At 71.2% G+C, this 15106-nt stretch carries 15 protein-coding genes; 8 read left to right on the top strand and 7 right to left on the bottom strand.

The features are described 5' to 3' along the window. Window positions 1–137: 137 nt before the first annotated feature. Window positions 138–623 carry a flagellar basal body-associated FliL family protein gene (locus ASG52_RS14990; protein ID WP_056244590.1) on the top strand — a complete coding sequence of 162 codons (486 nt, stop codon included), beginning with the start codon at window positions 138–140 and terminating at the stop codon, window positions 621–623. Further along, a complete protein-coding gene (fliP, locus tag ASG52_RS14985; protein WP_056244588.1) occupies window positions 620–1408 on the top strand; it encodes a flagellar type III secretion system pore protein FliP in 789 nt (262 codons plus the stop codon). The genes ASG52_RS14990 and fliP overlap by 4 nt, the downstream gene beginning before the upstream one ends. Before the next feature lie 15 nt (window positions 1409–1423). On the opposite strand, the gene ASG52_RS14980 is transcribed toward fliP, so the two are convergent. Continuing rightward, window positions 1424–1717, bottom strand: coding sequence for a type II toxin-antitoxin system RelE/ParE family toxin (locus tag ASG52_RS14980; protein ID WP_056244585.1), 294 nt, complete (start codon window positions 1715–1717; stop codon window positions 1424–1426). Further along, window positions 1714–1941: a hypothetical protein gene (locus ASG52_RS14975; RefSeq protein ID WP_056244582.1), complete on the bottom strand. Its 228-nt coding sequence runs from the start codon at window positions 1939–1941 to the stop codon at window positions 1714–1716. Before ASG52_RS14975 ends, ASG52_RS14980 begins: the two co-directional genes overlap by 4 nt. 183 nt (window positions 1942–2124) lie before the next feature. On the opposite strand from ASG52_RS14975, the gene fliF reads away from it, so the two are divergent. The 6 genes from fliF to ASG52_RS14945 all read left to right on the top strand — a co-directional run bounded on the left by fliF (window position 2125) and on the right by ASG52_RS14945 (window position 10879). Continuing rightward, window positions 2125–3846 (top strand): flagellar basal-body MS-ring/collar protein FliF, encoded by a 1722-nt coding sequence (gene fliF / locus ASG52_RS14970; protein WP_056244579.1) that lies wholly within the window; start codon window positions 2125–2127, stop codon window positions 3844–3846. Further along, entirely contained in the window at window positions 3846–4607 is a 762-nt protein-coding gene (locus tag ASG52_RS14965) for a hypothetical protein (protein ID WP_056244577.1), read from the top strand. Before fliF ends, ASG52_RS14965 begins: the two co-directional genes overlap by 1 nt. 1 nt (window position 4608) lies before the next feature. Beyond that, window positions 4609–6006, top strand: a complete 1398-nt coding sequence (locus ASG52_RS14960) for a MotB family protein (RefSeq protein ID WP_056244574.1) — start codon at window positions 4609–4611, stop codon at window positions 6004–6006. A 233-nt stretch (window positions 6007–6239) separates the two neighbouring features. Continuing rightward, window positions 6240–7454: a MotC family chemotaxis protein gene (locus tag ASG52_RS14955; RefSeq protein WP_502691068.1), complete on the top strand. Its 1215-nt coding sequence runs from the start codon at window positions 6240–6242 to the stop codon at window positions 7452–7454. Window positions 7455–7500: 46 nt separating this feature from the next. Further along, complete coding sequence (gene fliK, locus ASG52_RS14950) at window positions 7501–10290, top strand: flagellar hook-length control protein FliK (RefSeq protein WP_056244570.1); 2790 nt, start codon at window positions 7501–7503, stop codon at window positions 10288–10290. After that, a complete protein-coding gene (locus ASG52_RS14945; RefSeq protein WP_082552574.1) occupies window positions 10244–10879 on the top strand; it encodes a transglycosylase SLT domain-containing protein in 636 nt (211 codons plus the stop codon). The genes fliK and ASG52_RS14945 overlap by 47 nt, the downstream gene beginning before the upstream one ends. 225 nt (window positions 10880–11104) lie before the next feature. Here ASG52_RS14945 and ASG52_RS14940 read toward each other — a convergent pair whose 3' ends face one another. The 5 genes from ASG52_RS14940 to fliN all read right to left on the bottom strand — a co-directional run bounded on the left by ASG52_RS14940 (window position 11105) and on the right by fliN (window position 15103). Beyond that, on the bottom strand, window positions 11105–11788 hold the full coding sequence (locus ASG52_RS14940; protein WP_056244567.1) for a response regulator transcription factor: 684 nt from the start codon (window positions 11786–11788) through the stop codon (window positions 11105–11107). Between the two features lie 310 nt (window positions 11789–12098). Beyond that, complete coding sequence (locus tag ASG52_RS14935) at window positions 12099–12545, bottom strand: BspJ family T4SS effector nucleomodulin (protein ID WP_056244563.1); 447 nt, start codon at window positions 12543–12545, stop codon at window positions 12099–12101. Continuing rightward, window positions 12542–13606, bottom strand: a complete 1065-nt coding sequence (flhB, locus tag ASG52_RS14930) for a flagellar biosynthesis protein FlhB (RefSeq protein WP_056244560.1) — start codon at window positions 13604–13606, stop codon at window positions 12542–12544. The genes ASG52_RS14935 and flhB overlap by 4 nt, the downstream gene beginning before the upstream one ends. An 85-nt stretch (window positions 13607–13691) precedes the next feature. Then, window positions 13692–14735 carry a flagellar motor switch protein FliG gene (locus tag ASG52_RS14925; RefSeq protein WP_056244557.1) on the bottom strand — a complete coding sequence of 348 codons (1044 nt, stop codon included), beginning with the start codon at window positions 14733–14735 and terminating at the stop codon, window positions 13692–13694. Window positions 14736–14782: 47 nt separating this feature from the next. Continuing rightward, window positions 14783–15103: a flagellar motor switch protein FliN gene (fliN, locus tag ASG52_RS14920; RefSeq protein ID WP_056244556.1), complete on the bottom strand. Its 321-nt coding sequence runs from the start codon at window positions 15101–15103 to the stop codon at window positions 14783–14785. Window positions 15104–15106: the final 3 nt, after the last annotated feature.

The raw sequence follows: 15106 nt of genomic DNA, 5'->3' as shown, positions 1-15106 counted from the left end.
GTGCCGGAGCGAAGCGGAGGCCTCGAAGGAGGGCTCCAGACATCACCGCGATCCCTGGAGCCCTCCTTCGAGGCCCGCCGAAGCGGGCACCTCAGGATGAGGGTCGGGGTGGGACAAGCACCGGCGGAAGACGCATCATGGCCGAGACCAAGGACGGCGCGAAGAAGGGCGGCAAGGGCTGGATCGGGGCGCTGCTGCTGGTCACGCTGGTCGCCGTCGGCACCGGCGGCGGGCTCGGCGTCTACCTGCTCGGCAACGTCGAGAAGTCGGTCGATCTCAAGAAGCGCGACGAGGCCGACAAGGCGGTCAAGGTGCTCAACTACACCGGCGACCTGTCGCTCCGCAGCGTCGGCTCGGCGGTGACGAACCTCGCCGAGCCCGCAGACGCCTGGGTGCGCATCGAATCCTCCATCGTCTTCAAGACCGGCACCCTGCCGAACCCGGACGTGACGCTCGCCGAAATCCGCGCCGACGCGGTGGCCTACCTGCGCACCATGTCGCTGGCCCAGATCGAGGGCGCCAGCGGCCTCCAGCACCTGCGCGAAGACCTCAACGAGCGCGTCGCCATCCGCACCAAGGGGGCCGTGCGCGAACTCATCGTCGAATCGCTGGTGGTTCAATGAGCCGGGCCGTGGCACGCGCATCCTGGATCGCGGCGGCGAGCTTCGCCGTCGTGAGCCTCACCGCCACCGCCGCCTTTGCCCAAGGCGCGGCCGGCGGCGGCGCCACCGGCGTGCCCGGCCTCGATGCGCTGCTGCCGGCCGGCAACGGGGCGGCGTCTGGGCGCATCATCCAGCTCGTCGCGCTGCTGACCGTGCTGTCGCTGGCGCCGGGCCTGCTCGTCATGGTGACGAGCTTCACCCGATTCGCCGTCGCGTTCTCGTTCCTGCGCTCGGGCCTCGGCCTCCAGAGCACGCCGGCCAACATCTTCCTCGTGTCGCTCGCCCTGTTCATGACCTTCTACGTCATGGCCCCGACCTTCGACCGCGCCTGGAACGAGGGCGTGAAGCCGTTGCAGGAGAACCGCATCGGCGAGGAGGAGGCGTTTTCCAAGATCGTCGAGCCGTTCCGCGAGTTCATGACCCAGCACGTGCGCCCGAAAGACCTCCAGACCTTCACGGACCTGGCCAGCCGCAACTTCCCGAAGGCGGAGGCCGGCGAGAAGATCGACCTGCGCATCCTGATCCCGGCCTTCATGATCTCCGAGCTGCGCCGCGGCTTCGAGATCGGCTTCCTGATCGTGCTGCCGTTCCTCGTCATCGACATCATCGTCTCCACCATCGTGATGTCGATGGGCATGATGATGCTGCCGCCGACCGTGATCTCGCTGCCGTTCAAGGTGCTGTTCTTCATTTTGATCGACGGATGGAATCTGCTGGTGAGCGGGTTGGTGCGGTCGTTCTTCTGACCGTTCGGCCGGCGTCTACGGCACAGGCCGCCGTGCCGTATGGCGGAAGGGCTGCACGATGATGGCCGCGTCGGTCACGACGTCGTCGATCAGATAGGGGTAGGGGACGAGATAGAGACGACGCACCCCGGCGACCGACGTCCTGACGCCGAGTTGCGGATGCTCTCGAAGTCGCTGAATCAGGTGCGTAAGCCGTGCCTCGATCTTCGCCGCGCCTTGCGGCGAGCGGCCCTGGACGTAGCCGAGCGCCTCGTCGATCTGCCGGAGCGCCCGCGCTTGGAAGCGCGGTTCGCGCGGCAACAGACTCACCCGCGATACTTCGCGAAAACGGCCTCGACGGCGGCGGCGTCAGCGAACTCGCCGCGCTCCATCTCGCCGCGCGCTTCGAGCAGATCGGCCCCTTCCTCGGGTGTCAGCACGAGAACTTCGTCGTCCTTACCGGCATAGGCGAGGACGAGGCTGGCGATCTCGTCCTGTAGGTGGGCCGGGAGGGATCGAACCCGCTCCATGGCCTGCTCCAACCGCTTCGTCATGCATCGACCTCTCGCACCGCGCGAAGACCACTCCGACACGGATTTTGGACGCGCAACGGCCCGGTGTCGATGGACGTCGTGCCGGAGCGCCCGTCCGCTCACCCCCACGCAACCCCCACGCAAGGCTGACCGGCGACATGGGAGCCGGACCAAGGACCCGGTCCGGTTCGGGATGGCTTCAGGATGCCCGGTCGCGAGCAAGCCGAGAGATTGTGGAGCAACATCGTCGATCTCGGCGCGAGGCGGTTGATCGCCCTCGGGCTGGTCGGCCTGCTGGTGTTCCTCGGCGTCGGAATCGGCGCCTACTACCTGAGCCGCCCGGCGCAGGAGATGCTCTATACGGGGCTGTCGCGCGAGGATGTCGGCCGCATCGGCGGCGTGCTCAAGGACAACGGCATCCCCTTCGACGTGTCGGCGGACGGCTCGGCCGTGCTGGTCTCCTACGGCCACACCGCCCAGGCCCGGATGCTGCTCGCCGAAAAGGGCCTGCCGCAGAGCTCGAAGTCCGGCTACGAGCTGTTCAACGACCTCGGTTCGCTCGGCATGACCTCGTTCATGCAGGAGGTGACCCGCGTCCGCGCGCTCGAAGGTGAGATCGCCCGCACGATCCAGGGCATGAAGGGCGTGCGCGCCGCCCGCGTCCATCTCGTGCTGCCCGACCGCGGCTCGTTCCGCCGCGACCAGCAGCCGGCCTCGGCCTCCGTGGTGGTGCGCACCGAGCCCGCCGACGACGTGTCCGGCGCCCAGGCCATCCGCCATCTCGTGGCCTCCGCCATCCCCGGCATGAAGCCCGACCGCGTCACCGTGATCGGCTCCGAGGGCACCGTGTTGCTGGCCGGCGACGACGCGGCCTCCGCGCCCACCGGCAAGATGGCGACGCTGGAGAAGTCGGTCAGCCGCGAGATGCAGGACAACATCCGCCGGACGCTGTCCCCCTATCTCGGCGTCGGCAATTTCGAGGTCAGCGTCGCGACGCAGCTCAACACCGACAAGACGAGCACCAACGAGACGATCTACAACCCCGACCAGCGCGTCGAGCGCTCGGTCCGCTCCGTGCGCGAGAGCGAGAACGCGCAGAACCGCGCCAGCCAGCGCCCGACCAGCGCCCAGGAGAACCTGCCCGACCAGCGCGCCCGCTCGGACGGCAACGACCAGTCGAGCAACGAGACCTCGAAGAAGGAGGATCTCACCAACTACGAGATCTCCCAGAAGACCGTGCAGACGGTGAGCGACGGCTACGCCATCCGCCGCCTCTCGGTCGCCGTGCTGGTCAACCGCTCGCGGCTCACCGCGCTCGCCGGCCCCGACGACAAGGCGGCGCTCGAGAAGCAGATCGCCGAGATCGAGGAACTGGTGGGCTCGGCCTCCGGCTTCAGCAAGGAACGCGGCGACACGATCAAGGTCGCAGCGGTCGGCTTCGTCAACGACGGCCAGCCGCTGGAGCCGGTGCCGCCGCTCTCCGTCACCGACGTGCTGATGAAGCAGTCCGGCACCCTCATCAACGCCGTCACCATCCTGGTCGTCGCCGCCCTGCTGATCTGGTTCGGTCTCAAGCCCGCGCTCCGCTCGATCCTCGCCGTGCCGGAGGCGCAGCAGGCGGAGGTGGCCGCGCTCAACGCTCCCCAGGGTGCGCCCGCGCTCGCCGCCGGGGTGGCGGCGGCGCAGCAGGCCGGTTTGGCGGGCGGCACCGTCGAGGGCGCCCCCGCGCTCGCGGCCCCCGGCACGGTGGCGGCCCCCGGCGAACCGCAAAAGCTCATGGCGCCCGGCATGGCCGGCCTGATGGAGGAACTCGAGGACAAGGCGGCCCGCTCGCCGCAGAAGCGGCTGGAGCAGCTCATCGACATCGACGAGGAGCAGGTCGCCGCCGTCCTCAAGCGCTGGCTGATGCGTGAGGAGCCGGCGTGATGGAGGGCCTGATCGCCCGGCTCCTGCCCGAGATCGGACAGGCGCCGCCCCCGGCCGCGGCCGGCGCGCCGGATTTCGACGGGAACTGGTTCCGCCCGGTGCAGCGGGCCAAGCCGCCCGCCGCGCCTGCTCCGGTCGCCGTGCCGGACGTCACGATGGCGCCGGTGTCCGAGATCGTGACCGCGGGCCCCGGCGGCCCGGGGTTCGCCCCCGTGGGCCTCGCGCCCACCCCGGCGCGGCCGGCGGAGGACCGCGCGGCGCTGATCGCGGCGGCCGAGGCACGCGGGTATGAGGCCGGTCGCGCCGAGGCTCTGGCCGAGGCCGAGGAGCGGCTCGCGGAGGAGCGCGCCGCCTTCGAGACGCGTCTCGCCGACGCGCGCCGCGCCTGGGCGGAGACCGAGGGTACGGTGCTGGCCGGACAGCTCGCGGCGGCCTTCGCCGGCCTCGACGCGACCCTGTCGGAGCGCGTCGCCCGGCTGCTCGCGCCGGTCTTGAACCAGGCCCTGCGGCGGCAGGCGGTCGAGGCGCTGTCCGGTGCGGTGACGCGGCTGCTGGCCGAGCCGCAGCCGGCGGCGATCTCCATCACCGGCCCGGAAGACCTGATCGCGGCCCTGTCCGGGCGGCTATCCGGCCTGTCGGCGGCGGTCGCCTTCACCGCCGCGGACGTCACCGAAGTCACCGTGAGCGCGGGCGAGACCGTGATCGAGACCGAATTGTCGGCCTGGGGCCGGCTGATCGCCGACGCCGTGGCGGGGGCGTGAGATGTCCGAGCACCAAGAGATCATCATCATCAAGCGCCACGGCGACCACGAAGAGGGTCACCACGGCGGCGCCTGGAAGATCGCGCTCGCCGACTTCATGACGGCGATGATGGCCCTGTTCCTCGTGATGTGGCTGATCAACTCGACCAGCAAGGAGCAGAAGCAGACCATCGCCGAGTACTTCAACCCGGTGAAGCTCGCCGAGGTCACGCACGACCGGAAAGGGGTCAACGACCCGCAGGACGTGCCGAACGATCCCGCGCCCGACGGCAAGGGCAAGGGGGACAGCGAGGGCGAGGGCAAGGCCGGAACGGCAGGCGCGCTGGGCAGCCGCGCGCGCGAATCCGCCCTGTTCCAGGACCCCTACGCCGTGCTCGCCAAGCTCGCGGCGGATGTCGAGGGCGCCCCCGAGGCCGCGAGCCCGGACGCCTCCGCGCTCGAATCCGGCCAGCCGGGCATCACCGGCGGCGAGATCAGCCGCGACCCGTTCGACCCGCTCTACTGGCAGGTCGCGCCCCTGCCGCGCCGCCGCACCGAGACGCCCGGCGCCCTCGACACCGGCGCGGCGGCGCCGTCCGAGACCCGCCTCGACGCCAAGGGGCAGTCCGGCGGGGTGGCGGCCAAGGACGCGGCCAAGGAGACGCCCAAGGAGCCTTCGAAGGACGCGGCCAAGGACGCAGTGAAGGACGCGGCGAAGAAGGAGGCCGCGCGCCAGAGCCTGCAAGAGGCGATGAAGGCGGCGGGCGTGCGCCTCGCCTCCGCCGAACCGATGCCGGTCGTGCCGGAAGCCCTCACCAAGGAGCCCGAGCCGAAGCCGGCCGCAGCGCCCGCCGAGGTGAAACCCGTCGAGGCGAAGGCGCTGGAGGCCAAGCCTGCCGAGATCAAACCGGCGGCGGTGAAGGAGCCTGCCGAAGAGGCGAAGGCGGCCGAGACCGCGGCGATGGCGGCGCTGAAGGCCGAGATCGCCAAGGCGGTGCAGCCGCTGGCTACCGCGAGCCCGGCGCCGAACGTCGAGGTGCGCCGCACCGGCGAGGGCATCCTCATCAGCATCACCGACGAGATCAATTTCAGCATGTTCGGGATCGGCTCGGCCGAGCCGACGCCGAAGGTGGTCAAGGCGCTGGAGCGCATCGCCAAGGTGATCAACGGGCGCCCGGGCAAGATCATCGTGCGCGGCCATACCGACGGTCGGCCGTTCAAGTCCGACACCTACGACAACTGGCGCCTGTCCTCGGCGCGCGCACAGATGGCGTCCTACATGCTCGTGCGCGGCGGCGTCGACGAGGCTCGCGTCGAGCGGATCGAGGGCTATGCCGACCGCCAGCCCCGCACGCCCGCCGACCCCAAGGCGGCGGAGAACCGCCGCATCGAAATCCTGCTGCGGGGGCTGCCGGAATGATGCGGCACGTCTTTGCTCATTTGCCACTGTGGACGGCAGCGCGCGCCGCCTCCCCTCTCCCCTCCGCGGGAGAGGGTGGCCCCCGAAGGGGGTCGGGTGAGGGGCCGGCTCAGGTTCCTCCGGAAGCGTCGCTCCCCTCTCCCGCCCCGCATCCGCGAGGCACCCTCCCCCGCAGAGGGGGGAGGGTTTTGGGTGGCGCCTTCCTCGTGAGCCTATTGCTCGCCCTCCCCGTCATGGCAGCGGACCACGGCGGCGGCCATGCCGCGCCCGCAGCCGATTCCCACGCCGCCCCGGCGGACGACCACGGCGGGCATGGCGGCCACGGCGCGCCGGCCAAACCGATCGAACCGCTGCCGGTGACCCCGCATGGGCTGCCGGTGGAACTCGTCCGCACGCTCCAGCTCTTGCAGGACCGCATCGCCCGCGGCTCGACCCAGGCCCACCTCGCCCAGCGCCAGCTTCTGGTCCACATCGAGCAGAAGCTGACCGAACTCGATCCCGAGACCTGGGCCGCGCCGGAGAACGTGCGCGCCGTCGTCACCTTCGCGCTCGCCGGCGGCGGGCCCGGGGCGCTGCGCCGCGTCATCGCCACCGGCAAGGTGCCGGAGGCGGAGGCGCCGCTGGCACAGGGCGCGCTCGACTTCCTCCAGGGCCGCGAGAAGGAGGCCCGCGCCCGGCTCGCCGGTCTCGAAGCGCGGACGTTTCCGTCGGGGCTCGCGGGCCAGCTCGCGCTGACCCAATCGGCGCTGCTTGTGCGCGAGGCGCCGGTGCGCTCGCTCGAGCTCCTGGACCTCGCCCGTCTGCTGTCGCCGGGCACGCTCGTCGAGGAAGGCGCCCTGCGCCGCCAGATCTTCGTGGTGGCGCAAGGGGGTGACGCCGCACGCTTCGAGGCGCTGTCGATCCAGTACCTGCGCCGGTTCCGCCGCTCGGTCTACGCCGGCAACTTCCGCCAGCGCTTCGCCGCGGCGCTGACCCGGCTCGACTTCGACAGCGACCGCACCCGGATCGTCAGCCTGGAGCGGATGCTCGACGAGATCGAGCCGGAGAGCCGGCGCGACCTCTACCTCCTCGTCGCCCGCGCCGGGCTGGAGCAGGGACGGCGCGAGACCGCGCTGTTCGCCGCCGAGCGCGCCGCCGGTCTGGCAGGCCCGGACACCCGCGCCGCCGCCCAGGCCCGGCTCTACCGCGGCGCGGCGCTGATCGTCGCCGACGGCCGGTTCGAGGAGGGCACCGACGCCCTGCGCGGCCTCGACCGCGCCGCCTTCACGGAAGCCGACGCCGAACTTCTCGACTCCGCCCTCTCCGCCGCCGGTCAGATCCGGGGTCCCCTGCCGCTCCCGGCGCCGACGCCCGCCGAGGCGAACGCCCGCCGCGCCGTGCCGGAGGCGCCGGCCATCGGCCGCGCCCGCGAGGCCCTGGCCCGCGCCGAGCGAGCGCTGGAACCCTGACACTCCTTCTCCTCGCCGCCGCCCCCTGGAGCCCCGATCCCGCGTGATGACGCCCCTCGACACCCTGACGCTTCTGCGCCCCAAGGCCGAGGCCAACCGCGCGCCGACGGGCGACGAGGCCGGCCCGCGCGCGGCCCCCGGCTTCGAGGCGATGCTGGAAGCGTTCGAGGCGCGCCCCGCCCCCGCGGAGGCCGGCGCCGAAGGCGAGCAGGCCGGGCCGCTCCCCATGCCGGCCGATCCGCGCGTGGGCGAGCCCCGGACCGACGAATCCGGCGCCTCCCTGCGCGACCTGATGGCGCTCGCCGCACCCATCCCGGCGGCCCCCGCCCCGGCCTTGGCACCGGAAGCCGCCCTGTCGGCGATCGTGCAACGCGCCGCCGCCCGCGCGGGCGTGCCTGCCGCGGAAGCCCCCGCGCCCGCGCCGCGCATGACCCTCGTCGGCATCGAGACGCATTTCGCACCGGTCCAGACCCGCGCCGTGCCGGGGGCCGCGGCCGGGCAGAACGCGGGATTCACGGTCCCCGGTCCGGAGCAGAGCCCAGCACCGGCCGCAACGGCCCTCGCTCCGTCCGCGCAGACGCCCGAAGCCGCGCCCACGGCCGCCCGCGCACCCCAGTTCGATTCGCGCGCCACCGGCCCGACGCCGCCCACCGCCCCGCCGCAGGCGACGATCGCGCGTCCAGCCGAGACCGCCGACACCGGAGCGCGGGGCGGATCGCCGCCCACCGTCGTCCCCTCGGCGGGGACGGAGGCGGCCTTTTCCGCACCCACCGCGGCTTCGCCCTTGACCGAGCCCCCGGCCGCACCGCGCATTCCCCCGGCCGTGGCACCCACCGCTCCCGCGGCCCGTCAGGCTTCCCCCGAGGCCGCGGCGACGCCGCCGATCGGCCCCCAGGCGGCGGGCACGGCATCGCGTCCGGCCATGGTCTCCTCGTCGCCTGACATCTCCCCCGTCGCGACCGAGGCGCCGGCCGCACGCGGCATCGACGTGCCGGCCCAGGCGCCCGCTGCGCCATCCGCGTCGACCACCCCGCCCGTCCTGCCGCACGCGTCCGCACCGCGTTCGCTCCCCGCGACCGCGGAAGTCGGGGCGCCGCCCAATCCGGCAAACGCTCACCGGGACGGTCCGGCCGAGACGCGCGCCGCCCCCGCGGTGACGGTGTCGTCGGATACGCGCGCCGTGCCCGGGACGTCGGCGGAACCGTCTCCCGGCCTGCCGCAGGCACGGCCCACGGCAGCCCCCGCGACGGCGTCCGTTGCGACGACGGCGGACCGGTCCGCTCCCTCCCCGGCCAGAGCGGACGATGCGCATCCGGCGGTCGTTGCAAGCGATCCAGTGCCGACCGCCCGGACCACCCGCTCTGCCACCGCAGCCGCGACGGCCGAGGCGCTTCCGACCGCCGCCGCGCGCGATCCGGCGCCGACCCTGAACGCCGCCCTTCCGGCGGCCGAACCCGCTCAGACGGCTCCGCAGTCGGCACCGGTCGCCGCATTGCCCTCTGAGGCTTCGGTGGAGCGCGCCGCCACGGCGGCGACACCGGCCTCCGCCCCGATGGCAAGCGGGCCGCAGACCGCCATGCCGCAGCCGGCCATGCCGGTGCCGCCTGCCCCTCCGGCAGCGGCCGTGGCATCCGCCGCCGTGCAGCCGCAGAACGCCGCACAGCCCGGCCCGAGCGACGCCCCGCGCCTCGCGGCCACCGCGTCCACGGTCGCGACCGGCGTGGTTTCGGCGGCCCCACGGGTGGCGCGCGGCGAGGCGCAGCACCCGCTCGACCCGGCGGCACCCACGCAGGACGCGAGCGCCGAGGCCACGCCGCAGCCGGCTCCCAGCGCCAGCCATACGGCGACGCCACCTGTTCCGACCGGCACCGCACATGGTGCGACCGTGGAACGGCAAGCTGCGACTCAGGCCGGTCTATCGGGCAGCGCCGCCCCGTCGGCGCGCGACGCGGGGCCGGCCACGCAGGCCTCGGACGCCGCCGCCCCGCCGGCTCTGCCCGCAGGCGCGGGGGCCGAACCTGCCGCCGCCTCGCTTCGCGCGGACGACGCGCCGGGCGCGGTGACGGACGATGCGCCGTCCCTGTCGTCGGCGAATGCCGGGGCGATGCCGGCCGTCGCGCCGTCACGGGCCGAAACGGTCCTGGCGCCGCAGCGGTCGGAGCCGACGGCGAGCGTCCCACCCGCGCGGGTCGAGACGGCCCTCGGCGCGGAGCGGCGCCCGGAGGAGAACCCGGTCGCGGCCGAGGCCCCGGCCGAACCGCGCGCTCCGGAGGCGCCCGCGCCCGTGGCCCCGGTGCCGTCGGCGTCCGTCGCCCATCCGATGCCGGCCTCGCCGCTGCGCCAGATCGTCGATGCGGTGAGCGCGCAGTTCCCGCAGGCTCCGGCCTCGGCGCCGGTTCGGACCGCCCTGCCGAGCGAGGCCGGGCCGCTGCGCATCCTCACGCTGCAACTGCATCCGGCCGATCTCGGCACCGTGCTGGTGCGGATGCGGCTGCAGGACGGGCGGCTGGAAATGAACCTGCGCACCGGCCGCGAGGACACCGCCGAGCGCCTGCGCCGCGAGGGCGGCGCTCTCTCGGAGTTGCTGCGCGAGGCTGGCTACGCCCCGCAATCGCTCACCATCGAGGCGGGCGGCGGCCTCGGCACCGCGTCGGAGCGCGGCGCCCCGCAGAATTTTTCCGCAGGCCTTCAGAACGGACAATCGGGTGGGGCTTCGGCCGACCAGCCGCCGGGCCGGCGCCCGTCCCGCGAGGGACAGGAGCCCGCGCCCCGCGCCAAGGAACAGGACCATGACGGCACGTCTTCCGATCGCAATCGCGGCGATCTGTATCTCTAGCGCGGCGCTGGCCGCGACGAGTGCGCCGCCGGTCTCCGGGGGCACCCGCAACGCCACCGCCTCGGAGGGGCCGGACGGCAACGCGCGGGCGGGCTCGAACATCTGCGAGCAGCAAATGGCGCGCGCCGCTGCCCGCTACGGCGTGCCGCTCGGCATGCTCTACGCGGTCGGGCTGACGGAGAGCGGCAAGCGCGGCTCGCTCCAGCCCTACGCCATGAACATCGGCGGGCGGGCCTATTTCGGCACCGGCCCGGCGGACGTGATCGCCCGGATGGGGCAGGCCCAGCGCGAGGGCGTGCGGCTGGTCGATCTCGGCTGCATGCAGATCAACCATCGCTACCACCGGGAAAAGTTCGCGTCGCTGGAGGCGATGATCGACCCGGCCCAGAACGTCGAATACGCGACCCGCTTCCTCAAGGAGCTGCGCGACCGCGAGGGCAGCTGGACGCTCGCGGTGGCGCGCTACCATGCCGGGCCGAACAACAACCCGGCCCAGAAGGTCTATGTCTGTCGCGTCATCGCCAACATGGTCGCGACCGGTTTCGGGAATTGGACGCCGGGGGCGAAGTCGTTCTGCCAGCCGGGATGATTCTTTGTGTTCGCGGCTGCTGCGGCCCCGATCGAACGACGTCGGACAAAGAGTTCAGCGCGCCGCCGTCATTCCGAGGCGCCGCAGGCGAACCCGAAATCCACCCGTGATGCGCGGCAACACGGACGGTCGAGGCCAGTCGTGGATTCCGGGTTCCGCTACGCGGCCCCGGAATGACGGCGGAGTATCGAAGTATTGGTGGCGATCAGCTTCAGCAGCGCCGCCTCACCCATTATAGGTGTACCCCATATACCGTTTCGCCTCGATCGGGTCGTGGCCCAGCCGCTCGCTGAGCTTCTTGCGCAGCTTGCTCACGTGGCCCTCGATCACGCTCTCCTCGACGCCGTTGCTGTAGACGCCGTAGACCACGTTGAAGACCTGGGTCTTGGTGAGCCGGCGCCCGCGGTTGCGCACGAGGTATTCGAGGATGTGGCGCTCGCGCCGCGGCAGGGAGAGGGGTACGCCGTCGATCTCGGGGTCGCGTCCGTCGTGGAACACCTTGAGGCGCTCCACCGTCGGCGCGGATTCGGTGGGTGCGGGCAGCGCGCCGTTGACCCGGCGCCAGATCGCCTCGGAGCGGGCCAGGATCTCGCGCACGTGGACGGGCTTCGGCAGCACGTCGTCGATGCCGGCATCGAGGAGTTGCACCGTCTGCTCCAGCGAGCGCAGGTCGGCGAGCGCGATGATCGGCGCGCGGGAATGACGGCGGATCGAGGTGGCGCACTTGGCGCGCTCCTCGAAATCGCCGAGCAGAAAACCCTGCACCGCGTCGAGATCGCTCTGCGAGGCCGCCTCGATCCAGCTCAGGAACTCGTCCGGCAGCAGGCCGAAGGAAGAGACGCCCTCCCGCTCGAAACTGGCCTTGTACCCCTCGTTCACCGCTTCCCGTGGATCGACCAGGAAATACATCGACGGTTCTTTCCCCACACCCGGCGGGAGACGACCCGGCCGGTGGCCACCGGAAGCACACGATCTCCCACCCCGGAAGCCCGCGCGCACCTTCGATTCGCGACCGTCCCATCCATGTCGCACCGCAACAGAGTGGTCAATTCCATTGCGCGATATTTAATTTCCAAGCGCGAATGTTGCGCGTCGACCCGTGCGAGTGGTGCATTCCTACCACGACCGGGGTCGCGCACCAGTATTTTGTTAACTTTTGGGAATGTTGGTCGAGGATAACGACCCATCCAGGCGTTTTTGCGGTGTGCTCAGCCTCGGATCAGGCGTGGCCGACGCGGGCCTGGGCGAGCGCGGTGGCGAAGCCGTCGAGGCAGAGCGCGGCGGCGTCCTCGGCGACGATGCGCTGGATCGCGACGCCGGCGAACATCTCGTCGAGGACGAGCTTGAAGAACACCGTCAACGGCTCGGCCGAGAATTCCAGGTCGAGCACGACCTGCATCGAGCGGCCGAAATCGAGGTTCACATCGGCCACGTCGGCATAGGTGAGCACCGAATCCTTGAAGAACAGTTCCGCCGAGGAGGCGACCACGTCGGCGATGTTGCCGTGGTGCTGGCCGCGAATCCAGCCGATCAGCACGCCGCCATCGACGAGGCAGAGTTCGCCGATGAAGTCGCGGAGCGCATTCGCGAAGATCTCCTCCGCGGCGGCGATGCCGGGGGGCAGGCCGGGCGGGGTGGGCGAGAGGGAAGTGGCCTGAGAGGTCATCGGGCTCTCGCGAACAGGAAGAAAAGAATCTGTGCCACGGCGCGGTAGAACTCCGCCGGAATCGTCTGATCGACCTGCACAGCATCGTACAGCGATCTTGCGAGAGGCTTGTCCTCGATCACGGCGATGCCTTTTTCCTCGGCGATCGCGCGAATACGTAATGCAATCAGGTCCTGACCCTTGGCCAGCACCAGCGGCGCCGGGTTTTCGCTGGGCTCGTAGCGCAGGGCGATGGCGAAATGGGTCGGGTTGGCGATCACGACGGTGGCGCGATCGACGTTGGCGAGCATCTTGTTGCGGGCGCGGTCCTGGGCGAGCGAGCGTAGCCGCGCCTTCACCGAGGGGTCACCCTCGGACTGCTTGTGCTCGTCCTTGATGTCCTGGTGCGACATCCGCAGCGAGCGCTGCCAGCGGATGCGCGACCAGACGAGATCGCCCGCAACGATGACGATGATGGCGATCGCGACCGCCGAGACGAGGCGGATCGAGACGGTGAGGATCAGCTCCGGGAGCTGGCTCGGATCGACGAACATGGCATTGACGGCTCTTGTCCGCTCCGAGCGAAGGAGCAGGATGGCGACCACAGTGACCGACAGGAATTTAACGACGGATTTCAGGAACTCGACTTGACCCTGCAACCCGAAGATTCGCGACATCCCGGCCATCGGTGAGACCCGCGACCATTTCGGCGTGATCCGGTCGCCGACGAAGCGCGGCAGGTTCTGCAGCAGCGAGGCCGCGAGACTGCACACGCACAGCAGCAGCAGGAACGGCAGCAGGAACCGCCCGGTCGCGAGCGCCACCTGATGCAGCAGCATCGTCGCGTCCTCGCCGCTCTCCAGGCGAAAGCCGCGCGGCTCGTCGAGGAGCGGCGACAGGTTTTTGGCCAGCTCCGTCGCCTGTCCGCGGGCGAAGAAGGCGAGGGCCAGCAGGAAGCCGAGGATCGAGGCGAAGACCGGCGCCTCGCGCGAGAACGGGATGTCACCCTTCTCGATCGCGTCGCGGACCCGCTTCTCGGTCGCGGCTTCTGTCTTGCTCTCCTTGTCGGTGTCCTCCGCCACGCCTCAGCCCCGTCGGGCATCGGGGCGGGGGACGGAGCGCCGACGATCCCGGCACGGGCACGCGGCAAAGTCCCAAAAGAATCCTTCAGCGGATGAGGGCTTCATCCTCGCCTCCCGGATTGATCTCGATCTCGCCGCGGCCGGCCATCTCCATGGCGGTGTCGGTGATGGAGCGGCGCGCTTCCATGACGTCGCGCTGCGCCGCCGGCTCGCCGCCGTTGAGTTCGTGCTCGACCATGCGGCGCACGCGGGCCGAGAGCGCCGAGAGCACGGTGCCGCGGAACTCCGCGTCGGTGCCCTTCAGCGCCAGCACGAGGCGGTCGTTCGGCACGGCGTCGAACAGGGTGGTGCGGGCGCGCGGGGCCAGCTTGACGATGTCGTCGAAGGTGAACAGCAGGCCTTTCAGGATCTCGACGGATTTCGGCCGCGACTCGCCGAGGCTGGTGAGCACGTCGTCCATCTGATGCCGCTCCATCTTGTTGATGATGTCGGCCATCTTAGCGTGGGTGTCGGCGCCGGAATTGCGGGCGCCGTTGATCATGAAGTCCTCGTGCAGCGTCTTCTCGATGCTGAGCAGCACCTCGTCGACGATCGGCTTGAAGCTCAGCATCCGCCGCATCACCGTGTTGCGGGTCGGCGCGGGCAGGTGGCCCATCACCTTGGCGGCGGTGGCGGGCTTCACCTTGGACAGGATCAGCGCCGCGGTCTGCGGGTGCTCCTTGACGAGGTAGCTCGCCAGCACGCTCTCCTGCACGGTGCCGAGGCGCTCCCAGACCGAGCGGGTGGCGTTGCCGCGCACCTCGGACAGGATGTCGGCGATCTGGTCGGCGGGCAGCAGCCCGGAGAGCAGTTTCTCGACCTCGTTGGCCGTGCCGACGAGGCTGTTGCCGGCCTTGAACTCTTCCGAGAAATTCTCGACCACAGCATCGAGCTGGTCGGGGCTCACGGCACCGAGCTGCGAGGCCGAGCGGGTGATGCGCTTCAGCTCGTCCGGCTCGAAATACTTGATCAGCCGCCCGGCGGACGACTTGCCCATGGCGAGCAGCAGCGCGGCGACCTGATCGGTCGGATCGAGCCGGCGGGCCATGGCGCGGCCCGGTGCGGGAGCGGGAACGGGGCTCGCGGACATCCTCACCCTGACGGAGTGCTAGAGCACGATGCGGAAAGAAGGTGAGACTAGCCGTTCTGGTCGGAACCGGAAGGCCCGACCACTTCGGTGAGCGAGATGCCGAAGCGGGAATTGTCTTCTTCCACGATGACGATCTCCCCGCGGGCGATGACCCGGCCGTTGACCATCACGTCCACCGGCTCGCCGACCCGGTGGTCGAGGGGCACGACGGCGCCGCGGCCGAGCTTCATCAGGTTGGCGACCGGCATGGTCGCCGAGCCCAGCACCACCTGCATCAGCACCGGGATGCGCAGGATCGAATCGAGGTTGCGGCCCTCGCCGATCAGGGTGTCGGCGGCGGTCTCGGTGTCGGGAAACGGGCTGCTCATCGC

Source organism: Methylobacterium sp. Leaf456 (assembly GCF_001425465.1).
Lineage (GTDB): Bacteria > Pseudomonadota > Alphaproteobacteria > Rhizobiales > Beijerinckiaceae > Methylobacterium.
This window is presented reverse-complemented; position numbering and strand designations above follow the sequence as displayed.

Bases quoted from the DNA above. Each gene is read 5' to 3' on its own strand.
- ASG52_RS14935 (WP_056244563.1), bottom strand. From the start codon at position 12,545: ATGACCTCTCAGGCCACTTCCCTCTCGCCCACCCCGCCCGGCCTGCCC.
- ASG52_RS14975 (WP_056244582.1), bottom strand. From the start codon at position 1,941: ATGACGAAGCGGTTGGAGCAGGCCATGGAGCGGGTTCGATCCCTCCCG.
- ASG52_RS14960 (WP_056244574.1), top strand. From the start codon at position 4,609: ATGTCCGAGCACCAAGAGATCATCATCATCAAGCGCCACGGCGACCAC.
- fliK (WP_056244570.1), top strand. From the start codon at position 7,501: ATGACGCCCCTCGACACCCTGACGCTTCTGCGCCCCAAGGCCGAGGCC.
- fliP (WP_056244588.1), top strand. From the start codon at position 620: ATGAGCCGGGCCGTGGCACGCGCATCCTGGATCGCGGCGGCGAGCTTC.
- fliF (WP_056244579.1), top strand. From the start codon at position 2,125: ATGCCCGGTCGCGAGCAAGCCGAGAGATTGTGGAGCAACATCGTCGAT.
- ASG52_RS14925 (WP_056244557.1), bottom strand. From the start codon at position 14,735: ATGTCCGCGAGCCCCGTTCCCGCTCCCGCACCGGGCCGCGCCATGGCC.
- ASG52_RS14945 (WP_082552574.1), top strand. From the start codon at position 10,244: ATGACGGCACGTCTTCCGATCGCAATCGCGGCGATCTGTATCTCTAGC.
- ASG52_RS14955 (WP_502691068.1), top strand. From the start codon at position 6,240: ATGGCAGCGGACCACGGCGGCGGCCATGCCGCGCCCGCAGCCGATTCC.
- ASG52_RS14965 (WP_056244577.1), top strand. From the start codon at position 3,846: ATGGAGGGCCTGATCGCCCGGCTCCTGCCCGAGATCGGACAGGCGCCG.
- ASG52_RS14990 (WP_056244590.1), top strand. From the start codon at position 138: ATGGCCGAGACCAAGGACGGCGCGAAGAAGGGCGGCAAGGGCTGGATC.
- fliN (WP_056244556.1), bottom strand. From the start codon at position 15,103: ATGAGCAGCCCGTTTCCCGACACCGAGACCGCCGCCGACACCCTGATC.
- ASG52_RS14940 (WP_056244567.1), bottom strand. From the start codon at position 11,788: ATGTATTTCCTGGTCGATCCACGGGAAGCGGTGAACGAGGGGTACAAG.